Below are 13,026 nucleotides of genomic sequence, written 5' to 3'. Positions count from 1 at the left end.
AAGCTCGAAATGGTGGGAGCCGTGGCCTTCAGGCCACGGTTTACTGAGCTAAAAAAGATGGGCTTTAAAGCCCTGGGCCTTTTCTATCCAAGAAAACAAAAGCCCATTTATTTCTTATGCTTTGTCAGCGGGCTGAAGCCCGCTGCTCCCACCTACCGATCAACCTCATAAGCAAAAAGAGGCGGCCACACGGGCCGCCTCTTTCGTTTCGAACCGCCGACGTCAGAACTTGTAGATCAGATCTACACCAAAGAAGAACTGGTTCCGTGCAGCCCCTCCGTCGTATCCACGCCGGTCCCACGAATGATCGAAACGAACTTCAGGCCGAAGCAGAATCGTGCTTCCGATGTACTGCGTTGCGTAAAAGGTGTTCTCGGTATATTTGCCCGCGATTCCGGTCCGCTGTCCCTTCTTGTCGTTCAACAGGTCAGAACGAAAGCCGAGATAGAGCTTCGGATTCATCTGTCGGTTGACGTAGTTCACCACCGCATACTCCGGAGCCATACACCGCAACTGACCCGCCGCGCAAAACGCTCCGTTAGCGCCGGTCTCTGTCGCAACCGGATTGCTGACATTGCCGGCGACATTCGGCACCTCGCGCTCGTACATGTACCAGGCCTCGGTCGCCGTATGCCACTTCGCATTGAAGCGGTGGTACCACGTCGCGTCGTAGTGCTGCAGGTTGTTGTAGGCATACTTGCCATCGTTGATACCGTTGGCGCAGGCATAAAAATTGTCGTGATTACTCCTGGTGGAGTAGTTCAGACAGGCAATCGCTGAGGGCTTACGATCGTCGGACCACGGAGCAACATCATGCCCCGCGGACACACCCAACTGCACCATCCACTGTTTATTCAGCTTCAGCGAACCGATGATGCCCGTATCCGTAAAGGGATCGATGGTGTAGAGCAGCGAGTGCGTCATGTTGTAGTTATTCGGCGCGAGCTGCGCTTCGATGCCCGGCACAGAGAGGAAACGGCCGATACGGATATTCAATCCCTCCTTCACTGGGAAGTAGAGATCGGCGTACTCCAGTGCCGGGTCGAAACCGTACTTCTTGTTGCGCTGCAGTAACTGCTGGCTGAAGTAGTCCTTCGCTGTGGTGAAGCGATAGTCGATACCGTAGAACGCAGTGAAGTGATATCCGAAGTCGAAGTGTTTCTTCTGCACGGTATCGGGAAGGCGTTCTACATAAACGACGGCCTGATTCAGCTCAAGACGATTGGGAAAGATGTCGTATGAGACCGGAAAGCTCGTCGTGCTCGATGTACTTGCGTTCACGCTCGGCGCAATCCAGCCATAAATTTTAGTGCGTGAGTTCTGTTTCTTCAGTGCTGTCATCAACGGATAAGCGTTGCCATCCGGTACACCGATCGCGGGGGAACCACCATAGCCCCAATCGGAATTTGGGAACGGTGGGGAGTTCAACGGTGTATCCAGCGCTCTGCGCTCCGGCGCGGGTCCTCCCGGCAGCTTCCCTGTCCAGTCGGCTTTGTAATAACCACCGAGCCGCTGAAAGAAATTTCCGGATAATACATCCTGCTGTTGCCCCTCTTGTGCCTGGCTGCCCGCAGCACCGAGCAAAACAAAACCCGCGCATAGAACGCGGGCCAAACCGATATTCCGACAACCGTAATTCATAATGCTCCTGCCGCCCTGGCGGATCCTCAGGGCAGCAGGTATGAGACTAGGTCTGTACTCAGTAAAAAAGCCGTAGAGAAGTCGCTAAAAGATCGTAAGGACTAGCGCCTTACAGCAAGTCCGGATTGCGTTCCGGGAACTGGCGTTGGTGCCAATAGGGATACGCTGCGGTCACTTTGCTGGCTTCATTCAGCTTCGTCAACTGCTCCGGAGTAAGCTTCCAGCCAACAGCTTTGAAGTTCTGCTTCAACTGCTCTTCGCTGCGTCCACCGATGATGACGGTCGATACGGTTGGCCGGTGTAATACCCAGTTCAACGAGACCTCAGGGACAGAGGTTCCGGTCTCCTGCGCAATCGCCTCGATGGCATCGACGACGTTATACAGATGTTCGTCAGAGACCTTCGGGCCCGCTTCGATCATCTTCTCGTCGTTCAGGCGGCTGGTTGTGGGCTTTGGCTTATTACGGCTGTACTTTCCGGTCAGACGCGCCCATCCCAGCGGAGACCACACAGCCGTGCCGACCTTCTCGCTCTGGCCTAGCGGCATCAACTCCCACTCGAAGTCGCGGCCAATCAGCGAGTAATAGCTCTGCTGCACGACGTACTTCGCCCAGCCGTAACGCTCGCTGATAGAGAGAGACTTCATCAACTGCCAGCCGGAGAAGTTCGAGCAACCGATGTAGCGGATCTTACCTTCCTCGACGGCTCTGTTGAGGGTGTACAGCGTCTCCTCAATGGGCGTCATGGCATCGACCTCGTGCATGTAATACACATCGATGTAGTCCGTTCCCAGGCGCTTGAGGCTGCCTTCGATCGATTGAATGAGATGACGCCGCGATTGGCCGACATCATTGATGCCCTTGCCAAAGCGGAAGGTCGCCTTGGTGCCGATCACAAGCTGTGAGCGATCCAGATGGCGGATCGACTCACCCAGTACCTTTTCGCTCTCACCGTCGGAGTACACATCCGCGGTGTCGAAGAAATTAATTCCGGCATCGACGCAGAGGTCGACGATACGTTTCGCCGCGTCGCCCTCCATCAGACCCCATTCCTTGAAGAACTCGCTGTTACGCCCGAAGGTTCCCGCTCCGAAGCAAAGTTCGGAGACACGCAGACCAGAGTTGCCCAGCAGTCTGTATTCCATGCAGATTCACTCCTTATGCACAAGGGATGCACCACAGACGCCATCGGACGCATCCCCGGTTTTCCGTTATCCTCGACCGAGTCATGTCCCGTTCTGAATCTCCCACGACGCGTCCCGGCTATTTGAACCGTAACAAACAGAGAGTCATCGGCAAAGCTGCCTGGGTCGACTCCAATGCACCCAACCAGAACACCTACAAACTACGCTGCGAGCGTCACGCCTGCGGCTTCGAGTACGGAGCCGACGGCATCGATATCCACAAACGCAAATGCCCCCGCTGCCAGGATGGCAAACCCGGCCAGCCTGCACCGGAGACGCTGCCGGCCCTCTTCTGAGACAAGTCATGGAACTAAGACAAGTCATGGAACCGGGCGATGCCCTGCAGCGTATTGTTCTACCATGCGCCTGTTGATTGCATTCCTGTTTCCGTGGCTCACGTTCTTCCTGATCGGACGGCCGTTTACCGGGTTGCTGTGCCTGCTGCTGCAGATCACCATCCTCGGTTGGATTCCGGCAACGATCTGGGCTGTCTATGCTTTGTCGCAGTACAAGACCGACCGCAAGATCGCGCGTGCTTTGGCCCACCGCTGCTAGAGGCACCCATGCACTGGGTACCCCATGTCCGGGGTCCCCAACGAACTTGTTCGCTGGGGTGGTGTCCCTCGGGACATGGGGCACCCAGTGCATGGGTTGGTCAAATCTCTACTCCATAACAAACGGCGCAGGCCGCCGCTTTACAACCTGCGACTTCACGATCGATGYACTCGTCTGAGCTTTGTCGATGATGCGGTTAAGAACCTCGTCCAAATGCTGGATCGACCGCAGATAGACACGCGCGACAAAACAATCGTCACCCGTGACACGATCACACTCTGCAACCTCAGGAATCTCCTGAAGCAGCCGCTCCACTGCCAGCAGCTTTCCGGGCAGTGGACGGATACGAACGATCGCCACCATGGGATACCCCATGGCTTCCGCATTCAGATCGAGGGTGAAAGCCCGAATCACGTCGTTCTCCTGCAGCTTCTGCAATCGCTCGGCTACCGCAGGCGAGGACATACCCACCTCGTCGGCAAGACTCTTCAGCGACATTCGTGCATCCACAGAGAGTAGCCGTAGCAGTTCCTGGTCAGTCTGATCCATACATCCCTCACGCCCCTCAGAATCGAAGGAAAAACAAGTCTATCGCTTTCGAAAGCTGTCCAGAATAGAGGAAAGATTGCGGAATGCTATGTATTCCGGAGCCTCAACCTGACAGAATCAAGGGATGGATACACAGCGATTAGGAACTCTGGAGATGTCCGTTGCCATGACAGTCTCCGGCACTATCGGATGGTTTGTCCTGGGCTCGGGAGAGAGCGTTCTTCGTGTGGTGCTATGGCGCTGCATCTTCGGCGCCCTGACACTCTTTCTTGCATGTGCCGCCATGGGGCTGCTGCATCATCTGCGGAATAAGCGCGTCCTTCTGTTGGGATCGCTCGGTGGCGTAACGATTGTCCTGAACTGGCTGCTGCTCTTCAGTGCTTACTCTCGCAGCTCCATCTCGATTGCGACCGCAATCTACAACACCTATCCCTTCATGCTGTTTGTACTGGGTGCGATCTTCTTTGCGGAGAAGATGACGGCGAGCAAGCTGCTGTCGCTGATTGCCGCATTCGCGGGCGTGCTTCTCATCGTGATGGCAGACACAAAGGTTGGCGGTTTCGGATCGCATTATCTGGCGGGCGTCGCCATGGCCTTAGGTGCTGCGCTTTGTTATGCCGTCTGCACCATTCTGATCAAAAAGCTGAGCGGAACTCCGCCTCACATCATCGCGCTGATCCAGGTTGTTGTCGGCATGATCCTGATGGGCCCAATCGCGCACGCTGCACCGTCTACTTCCAAAGGCTGGGGCATGGTCGCTACCATCGGCATTGTGCATACAGGCCTGGTCTACATCCTGCTGTACGGCGCGATTCAGAAGCTCCCCACCCATCTGACGGCAGCTCTGTCCTTCATCTATCCGGCAGTCGCGATTCTGGTCGATATCATCGCACTCGGACGTCGGTTGCATCCGATGCAGATCGCCGGAGCCTGCATCATCTTTCTAGCGGTTGCGGGCATGACCTTTGGATGGAGCTTCAGACGGAGTGAACCTCAGCCAGCCTTATCCGGCTGTGACTGATAGATCTCTTCCACCCGCTCCACCGTATCGATCTCATCGACCGGCTTGTCATCGCGGATGCGCAGAATGCGCGGGAAGCGCAGCGCAAATCCGCTGTTGTGACGGTCACTGCGCATTACGTTGTTGAAGGCGACTTCAAGGATTTTCTTCGGCTCTATCGTGCGGAAGTGACCAAAGTCCTCGAGCGTGTGCTCCTTCATCCACTCGGTAAGCTCCAGAATCTCGGCATCGGTTAAACCGGAGTAGGCCTTGCCTACGTTCAACAGCTCCCCGCCTTCACCGCGCACGGCGAAGGTGTAGTCGCTCAATAGGCCGGCTCTCTTGCCGTGGCCGAACTCGCAGCCGGTGACGACCACATCCAGCGTAGCCAGTTCGCGCTTCAGCTTCATCCACATCAGGCCTCGGCGGCCGGGCTGATAGGTGGAGTCCATCGCCTTCAGCATCACGCCCTCATTGCCGCGTTCACGTGCCTCGCGGTAGGTGCGGTCGATATCATCGGCGTTCTCCACCACAAACGACGGCGACAGGATCAACCGCTCCACGTCAGGCTCCTCGCTGGCAAACAGGCCTCCGGCAGCCTTCTCTACCGGAGACCGGGTAACCGCCGAGATGCGCTCCACCGCTGCTTCCAACTCATTGCGGCGGGCGCGCAACGGAAGGTCGAGTTTGAGTTCGCCGCCGGCATACATCAGGTCGAAGACCATGAAGACAACCGGCACCTGGGCGCGCATGGCATCGTTGACCTTCTTGCGTCCGATGCGAGTACCCAGCACGGCGAACGGCAACGCTCTCCGCCCGGCAATGTCCCAGCCGAGGATCTCGCCGTCCAGAATCAGAGGTTCATTCACCTTCTCGAAGGCTTCGACCAGTTCGGGATAGCTCTCCGTGATGTCGTCGCGGTTGCGGGAGTAGATCGCCACCCGCCCGTCGACACCGCAGTGCACCTGCGCTCGCATGCCGTCGTACTTGTCTTCGACCAGGGCCTCGATCCGCAACGCCTCCACCGGCAGATGCTCGGCCATCGGGACATCAGGATCGGGTTCTTTGGCTTTGAGCTCGACATCCGCCGCCTCCGCTAACTCCTTCGTCGAAGCAAAGCGCTCCACCGCCTCCTCTGGCGTCTCCACCGGTGAGGCCAGCATGAAGCCGAGGGGATGAAACAACCGCATCCGCGCCTCGGCCAGGGTTCCGGCGAAGGCCCGCTCGACGGCCCCGGACAGGTCAGCCTCAAGCATGACGGCGTTTCGGACCGCCCGCACCTCGGTACCCGAAACCTCGGCGATCGCCTCCTCCACCAGGCTCTGTTTCACACCGATGCGCATATCGCCAAGCATCAGCTTGAGCAGGTACTTCGCCTCCAGCGGAGTCGCCCGACGCAGCAGCTCCGTCAGGACATGCTTCCGGGCAGCCGTCGACTTCGCCGATGAGGAGGCCCCAAAGGCTGCTTCTACCTCGTCCAGCACGATCTCCGGCTCCGCCAGCCGGGGCCATAGCTCGGCGGCCGCGGCGCCCAGGTCGCCATGCTTGCGGTAGACGGCCGACATGGTGACGTCAGCCGCGCCAGAGATCGCCTTCACAATGCCGCTCAGCATGGCTCCGCCCGCGTTCAGCTTGCGGTTATCGGCTTCTGAAAACGGGAGTCCGGCCAGGTACTGCGCAAACCGACCCGCCTGCCGGCTGCTCTCGGCCTGCACTTTGGCGATGGCGGCAGCAATCGCGGCCCGCTTTTTCAGGCGACTGGAGGTTCCGGCCAGCTCCTCCGCCAGCAACGCGAGTTCGGCAAACCGGGACATACGCCCTATGATGCCCGAACAAACCGGAGTATCCTAGAGACAGGCATATGCGCAGCCACCGTTCCAACCCGGCCCGCCACGACTTCGCCTAGCTGCGCCAAGTCTGCTGCCCGCTGCGCCGATCTACCGCGCCTCCTCATCCAATTAGAAAGCGTTACCCCTAAGGGCATACCTATGTTTGATCGTCTCCAACAACTCGAAGACCGCTACGACGAGCTCTCGCGCGATCTCGCCGACCCCGGCATCGTCACCGACCAGCAGCGTTACCAGAAGACTGCCAAGCAGCACCGCGACATGGAACCCACCATTGACAAGTTCCGTGAGTACAAGCAGGTGCAGCAGGGCATTGCAGACGCCAAGCTCATGCTCGACGAAACCGACGCCGACATCCGCGCCATGGCCGAGGAGGAGCTCTCCACCCTGGAGAGCCGGCTTCCCGCCATTGAGGACGAGCTGAAGGTTATGCTGCTGCCCAAGGATCCGAATGACGAGAAGAACGTCATCATCGAAATCCGCGCCGGCACCGGCGGCGATGAAGCTTCGCTCTTTGCGGGCGAGCTCTTCCGCCTGTACCTGCGCTTTGCGGAACAGCACCGCTGGAAGGTCGAAATCCTCTCCGAGAGCGAGTCGACTGTCGGCGGCATGAAGGAAGTCGTCGCCATCTTTGAAGGCGACCGCGTGTACTCGCAGATGAAGTACGAGTCCGGCGTACACCGTGTGCAGCGTGTCCCCGCCACCGAGACCCAGGGTCGCGTTCATACCTCCGCCGTCACCGTCGCCGTCCTTCCAGAAGCCGAGGAAGTCGACATCAAGGTTGAAGCGAAGGATCTTCGGGTCGACACCTTCTGCTCCTCCGGCCCCGGCGGACAGAGCGTGAACACTACCTACTCGGCCGTCCGCATTACGCACATCCCCACCAACACGGTGGTGAGCTGCCAGGACGAGAAGTCGCAGATCAAGAACCGCGAAAAGGCCATGCGCGTTCTTCGTGCCCGCCTCTATGAGGTGGAGATGGAGAAGCAGCATGCAGCCCAGGCCAGCGCCCGCAAGCAGCAGGTTGGCTCCGGCGACCGTTCGGAGAAGATCCGCACCTACAACTTCCCGCAGAATCGCCTGACCGATCACCGCATCGGCCTGACCCTGCACCAGCTTGACCTGATCATGGAAGGCAAGCTGCAGCCTGTGATCGATGCCCTGATCGAGCACGATACGGCAGAACGCCTCAAAGCCGAAGCCACAGCAGCCTAGGGCATTTTCCCTGTTGCTGGGTATCCCGGAAGAATGTACAGCGGCGTTTTCATTGCGGAAAACGCCCATAAATGTGGAGTCCCTACACTACACCTACAGGGAAAATGCTCTAACGAAAGGACGCCCACGTTCGCACGTTGTGCAGCGTGGGCGCATCTCCCCCGATGAACCTTCGTGAGGCACAGCTCGCAGCCCGTACCCAGCTTGCGCACACGGAGAGCCCGGTGCGCGACGCCGAACTGTTGTTGCTGCACATCCTCGGCATCACCAAGGCACAACTGCTGATCGCCCCCAAGCGCGAGCTGACGTCCGCCGAGTTCGCCGCTTACCAGGCATTGCTTGCCCGCCGCGCCGCCCATGAACCCGTTCAGTACATCACCGGCATGCAGGAGTTCTACGGCCTTCCCTTCCGCGTCACCCCGGCGACCCTGATCCCCCGCCCGGAGACAGAACTACTGGTCGAATCTGTGTTGGCGCAGATTCCGCAGCATCACGCGGTCCGCATCGCCGACGTCGGGACCGGCACTGGATGCATCGCCATTGCGCTTGCCGTGCATCTGCCTTACGCGCATGTGACCGCGCTCGATCTCTCCGATGCCGCCCTGAGTGTCGCGCGGGAGAATGCCGCCATCAACCATGTGAAGAAACGAGTCATGCCGCTGCACTCTGACCTGCTCAGCAGCGTTGCCGGACAGGCCTTCGACGTCGTCGTCTCCAACCCTCCGTATGTCCCCTTCAGTGACCGATCCACCCTTGCGCCGCAGGTTCGTGACTTCGAACCGGAGACCGCCCTCTATGCAGGAGAAGATGGACTGGAGATCTATCGCCGCCTGATTCCCCAGGCATACAAGGCGCTACATCCAGGCGGTCTGCTGGCGTTGGAGATCGGTTATGGACAGGATGCAGCTCTGCGGTCGCTGCTCTCCGAATGGAATGAAGTGACAATTCTCAACGATCTGCAGGGTATTCCCCGCACCATCCTGGCAAAGCGCCGCTAAAGCCATCAATTGGATGACACGCCCTGAGCTTCCAACGACGTAAAGGCCACCACACGATTCCGGCCTGACTGTTTGGCGGCATAGAGCGCCTGATCGCATCGCCGTAGCGCGGCCTGGTCATCTTCTCCGCGTTCACAAACGGTCACTCCGAAGCTCGCCGTCAGCCGCAGTTGCGAGTCGAACTCAAATCGCAGGCTTCGCAGTCTCTCGCGTAGACGCTCCGCCACAACGCGGGCGCCCTCCTCGTCCGTGTTTGGCAAAATGGCGACGAACTCTTCTCCACCAAAGCGGCCCAGCGCATCGGCAGGCCGCAGCATCTCAGACAGCGCCTTCGCGAACGTGGATAAGACCGAATCGCCTGCCGGATGACCATAGCGATCATTGATCTGCTTGAAGTGGTCCACGTCCAGACAGATGAGAGCAATGCGTCCACCATTCATCTCCGCGCGTCTCAGCTCACGGCCGAGACGGTCTTCCAGACCCCGGCGATTCAATGCCGAAGTCAACGCATCGGTCAACGACAAAGCATCCAGCTCATTGCTCAACTGCAGTGCAGCCATCCACAGGTAGCCGATGGCGATACTGGCGCATAGAAGAACAACCTTTGAGAGCCGCGAAGCGCCATCGACCATAAAGGCCTGGTCATCGGCCGGAAGGTTCAGAAGTTGTCCGCGAAGGATGGGCAAAACCATCCGCACGAGGCAGAAGAAGGAGAAGAGAAAGAAGCTGCCTGCCAGGAATCGTGCCGGCAACTGCAGCAAGCTTGGCGCACGATGCAGCAAGGTAGCGCCGCTACGGGCCGTTTGCAGCGCTAGCGCAAGAACCAAAAGCTCTGCCCGCGTCCTCATCGGCAGATGCATGATCTGGGAATAGATGGAAAAACCGACTGTCCCCACAAACAGCAGGACGTCGACCCAGCGTTCGGTATGACGAAGCTCCAGGAAACGGGTCATGGTCTCGTCCATTAAGGCGAAACCAGTGATGATCAGGCCGTTCGAGAAAATGAATGCCACCGTGGGGATCTGATTGCGATAGAACAGGATCACCATCGCCAGAGCGATGAGCAGCATGCTGGCACACAACCGGAGAACGCCACGCAGACGAGGCATGGAATGGGCCGCCAGACCCAATCCAAGCATCAGCATGCCCAGCAGCAGGACGTAGGATTCCACCATCCAGCGCAGGCTTAGAGGGACATTCATACCCACAAGGATATAGTCGGCAAATTATTTTTCTTCGTGATATTCCTGCTCGGTATTTACATCCCAAAGGGAGTTCTTACTGGTCTCACCGGCCAGAATGGCGTCCACGGCGGCCATCGCCGTCAGCATGGAATGGTCCTGGTTGTTGTACTTGTGCATGCCGTTACGGCCCACCAGGAAGAGGTTTTCGTAACGATCCATGTACCGGCGGATCTCGTCGAACCGGCCATAGCTGCCGAAGTATGCCGGATAGGTCTTTGGAACCCGCACCACATGACCGTCGCGCACATGCTCCCGGCGGATCATGCCAATCTTCTCCAGCTCCATGGCGCCGAAAGCCTTGAGCTCCTCGTCTGACATCTTCCACAGCGGATCGGTGTCGTAACAGAAGTACTCCAGCCCCAGCCACACCTTCGACGGATCAGCGACCAGATAGGGGCTCCAGTTGTTGAAGATCTGTAACCGGCCAATCTGGACATCCGGCTCCTGGATATAGATCCACGTATCTTTCAGAAGGCTGCCGTCAGGCTCGGTCTGCTGCAGCTTGTCCACCAGCAGGCCAACCGTGATGAAGTCGCGGTATTGCAGGCCATCAGCCACTTCGACGACGTTCGCGGGAGGCTCCACATCCAGCGAATGCACCAGCTCCCGCACCGGCACGGTGGAGAAGAAGTGGTCCCCGGCAAAGGTCTGGCGCTCGCCTGCGCGGTTTACCGCCTCCACGCTGACAACGCGGTCGCCTTCGGTGTTGACCTTCACTGCACGCCACCCCATATGCAGCTCACCGCCACCCTGCTGCACCAGACCGGCAACGTGTTCCCAAAGCTGGCCAGGGCCAAACTTGGGATAGAGGAACTGCTCGATCAACGAGGTCTCAGTCTTCTTCTGCTCGATGTCTCCTTCAGTCCTGCCGAAGGTCTTCTTCAGGAAGTGCTTTACGGCGGCCGTCAGGCTCAGGCCCTTGATGCGCTGCGCTCCCCACTCCGCGCTGATCTCCTCGCACGGCACACCCCATACTTTTTCGGTGTAGCTCTTGAAGAAGGTCAGGTAAAGCTCGCTGCCGAAGCGGTTCACCAGGAAGTCGCGCAGACTTTTCTCCTGCTTAACGGGAAACAGACGCGACGAAAGATAACTGAAGCCGATGCGTACCAGGCGGACTGGCCCCAGCTTGCGAAGTGTCGGTCCACTCAGGCTCAGCGGATAGTCAAAAAACTGCCGCATGAAGTAGATCTCACTCTTGCGCGGGCGCACCAGCATGACGAGGTCTTTATCCTCGCCTTCGCGCCGTTCGTGCATAGGCAGATGCCGTGTCTTGTTCTGGTAGCTGATCGCAGCTTCGGCTTCGGCCTCATGCTCCACCGGCATCAGCTCGAGCCACCAGCGCATCACCTTGTCACTCTTTGAAAAGAAGCGGTGACCGCCGATGTCCATTCGGTTGCCGTTATAGCGCACGGTGCGCGATATGCCGCCAACGCAGTCCCCTGCTTCGAGAACAATGGGTTGGATATCCGATTGCCGTATCAGTTCCAGGGCGGCAGTCAGACCAGCAGGGCCTGCGCCCAGGATCACGGCTTTCTTTCTCATTCCACTTCTATCCTACGGATGATTCCGAAACTCTGTCGATTTGTTGTACCTGTGACGCCGCGGCCGCAGAAAAGGACGCAAGCACCGAACTCAGTTTCTGCGCGGAGACCGTCTAGAATGGCTTTAGACATGCACACCCTGGTCACAGGCGCCTCCGGATTCTTTGGCGGCGTTCTCAAGCGCAGACTCCTTCGTGAAGGCCATACCGTCGTCAACATTGATCTGGAACGCGATGAGGATACCCTGCCTGGACTAACCTCCATTCAGGGAGACCTTCGCGATAACGCATTGATGCAACGGGTCTTCGCCGAACACCACTTCGACGCCATCTTCCATGTCGCGGCACAGTTGGCGCATGGCGCCCGGATCGACGAGCATCTCCTCTGGACCTCAAACGTCGACGCCACCCGGCTGCTCGCGGACCTGGCCGTCGAGCACGGCGTAAAACCGTTCGTCTTCACTTCCACGAACTGCCTGTGGGCCGCGAATATGGGCCGCCCCATCACAGAAGAAGATGCACCTGCTCCGGTGGAGATCTATGGCCGCTCCAAATGGGAAGCCGAGAAGGTCCTCTCGAGCTACACCGAGCGCCTGAATGTGGTGACACTGCGCTGCCCCACCATCATGGATTCCGGCCGCCTGGGCCTTCTCGCCATCCTGTACGAGTTCATTGACGACCACAAAACTGTCTGGGTCGTCGGTTCTGGCAACAATACCTATCAGTTCATCTACGCCGACGATCTCGCTACGGCCTGCATCCAGGCAGCCGGCTACAACGGCAGCAATACCTTCAATGTCGGCTCAGATAATGTGAAGTCGATGCGCGCGGTCTATGAGTCCGTCATCGCTGCCGCGGGATCGCGCAGCATAGTGCGCTCCCTACCACAGGGGCCGACGATCGCCGCCATGATCGCGGCGCACAAACTCAAGCTCTCGCCCCTTGGGCCGTATCACTACAAAATGATCGCCGAGAGTTTTCTGTTCGACACCACACGCATCAAACGCGAGCTCGGCTGGCGGCCCACGCTCACCAATGAGGAGATGCTGTTACGTGCCTACAGCTACTACTCACAGAATCGCAAGGAGATCGCGGCACGCACCGATGTCTCCGCGCACCGCAAACCGGCGAGCATGGGTATTATTCGACTGTTAAAGTGGCTGAGTTAGACCTCCAGAGATACAACCTCTCCCGACAACACTCCATCCCACGTCCCTAACGGAACAGCCTGCACGACTTTCTGCAATGGGATTT

General features: G+C 58.4%; 12 protein-coding genes. 6 read left to right on the top strand and 6 right to left on the bottom strand.

Translation table 11 applies throughout. The annotated features are described in order from the left end of the window. Positions 1–222: 222 nt before the first annotated feature. Together AB4Y89_RS17785 and AB4Y89_RS17780 are read right to left on the bottom strand one after the other, a co-directional pair. Complete coding sequence (locus AB4Y89_RS17785; RefSeq protein WP_442302281.1) at positions 223–1,641, bottom strand: outer membrane beta-barrel protein; 1,419 nt, start codon at positions 1,639–1,641, stop codon at positions 223–225. A 109-nt stretch (positions 1,642–1,750) separates the two neighbouring features. Continuing rightward, positions 1,751–2,785, bottom strand: a complete 1,035-nt coding sequence (locus AB4Y89_RS17780) for an aldo/keto reductase (protein ID WP_442302280.1) — start codon at positions 2,783–2,785, stop codon at positions 1,751–1,753. Between the two features lie 83 nt (positions 2,786–2,868). Between AB4Y89_RS17780 and AB4Y89_RS17775 the strand changes: the two genes are divergently transcribed. Together AB4Y89_RS17775 and AB4Y89_RS17770 are read left to right on the top strand one after the other, a co-directional pair. Next, a complete protein-coding gene (locus tag AB4Y89_RS17775) occupies positions 2,869–3,120 on the top strand; it encodes a hypothetical protein (protein ID WP_147650334.1) in 252 nt (83 codons plus the stop codon). Between the two features lie 64 nt (positions 3,121–3,184). Beyond that, positions 3,185–3,379 carry a YqaE/Pmp3 family membrane protein gene (locus AB4Y89_RS17770; protein WP_147650335.1) on the top strand — a complete coding sequence of 65 codons (195 nt, stop codon included), beginning with the start codon at positions 3,185–3,187 and terminating at the stop codon, positions 3,377–3,379. Positions 3,380–3,487: 108 nt separating this feature from the next. Here the strand turns inward: AB4Y89_RS17770 and AB4Y89_RS17765 are convergent, their stop codons facing one another. Continuing rightward, positions 3,488–3,928, bottom strand: coding sequence for an Lrp/AsnC family transcriptional regulator (locus AB4Y89_RS17765; RefSeq protein ID WP_442302279.1), 441 nt, complete (start codon positions 3,926–3,928; stop codon positions 3,488–3,490). Positions 3,929–4,082: 154 nt separating this feature from the next. Here AB4Y89_RS17765 and AB4Y89_RS17760 point away from each other — a divergent pair, with 154 nt between their 5' ends. Next, positions 4,083–4,949, top strand: a complete 867-nt coding sequence (locus tag AB4Y89_RS17760) for a DMT family transporter (protein ID WP_442302278.1) — start codon at positions 4,083–4,085, stop codon at positions 4,947–4,949. Here AB4Y89_RS17760 and AB4Y89_RS17755 read toward each other — a convergent pair. Continuing rightward, on the bottom strand, positions 4,922–6,742 hold the full coding sequence (locus AB4Y89_RS17755) for an ATP-dependent DNA ligase (protein WP_442302277.1): 1,821 nt from the start codon (positions 6,740–6,742) through the stop codon (positions 4,922–4,924). The genes AB4Y89_RS17760 and AB4Y89_RS17755 overlap by 28 nt on opposite strands. 174 nt (positions 6,743–6,916) lie before the next feature. Here AB4Y89_RS17755 and prfA point away from each other — a divergent pair, with 174 nt between their 5' ends. Together prfA and prmC are read left to right on the top strand one after the other, a co-directional pair. Further along, positions 6,917–7,990 carry a peptide chain release factor 1 gene (prfA, locus tag AB4Y89_RS17750; RefSeq protein ID WP_442302276.1) on the top strand — a complete coding sequence of 358 codons (1,074 nt, stop codon included), beginning with the start codon at positions 6,917–6,919 and terminating at the stop codon, positions 7,988–7,990. 164 nt (positions 7,991–8,154) lie between these two features. Continuing rightward, positions 8,155–8,988, top strand: a complete 834-nt coding sequence (gene prmC, locus AB4Y89_RS17745; protein ID WP_442302275.1) for a peptide chain release factor N(5)-glutamine methyltransferase — start codon at positions 8,155–8,157, stop codon at positions 8,986–8,988. A gap of 5 nt (positions 8,989–8,993) precedes the next feature. Here prmC and AB4Y89_RS17740 read toward each other — a convergent pair whose 3' ends face one another. Then, the gene (locus AB4Y89_RS17740; protein ID WP_442302274.1) at positions 8,994–10,190 is read right to left on the bottom strand and encodes a diguanylate cyclase; all 1,197 of its coding nucleotides are present in this window, start codon (positions 10,188–10,190) and stop codon (positions 8,994–8,996) included. Positions 10,191–10,214: 24 nt separating this feature from the next. Beyond that, positions 10,215–11,774 (bottom strand): NAD(P)/FAD-dependent oxidoreductase, encoded by a 1,560-nt coding sequence (locus tag AB4Y89_RS17735; protein ID WP_442302273.1) that lies wholly within the window; start codon positions 11,772–11,774, stop codon positions 10,215–10,217. A gap of 117 nt (positions 11,775–11,891) precedes the next feature. On the opposite strand from AB4Y89_RS17735, the gene AB4Y89_RS17730 reads away from it, so the two are divergent. Continuing rightward, entirely contained in the window at positions 11,892–12,941 is a 1,050-nt protein-coding gene (locus AB4Y89_RS17730; RefSeq protein WP_442302272.1) for an NAD-dependent epimerase/dehydratase family protein, read from the top strand. Positions 12,942–13,026 lie beyond the last annotated feature (85 nt).

This window comes from Terriglobus sp. 2YAB30_2 (genome assembly GCF_052114765.1).
Classification (GTDB): Bacteria; Acidobacteriota; Terriglobia; order Terriglobales; family Acidobacteriaceae; genus Terriglobus.
This window is presented reverse-complemented; position numbering and strand designations above follow the sequence as displayed.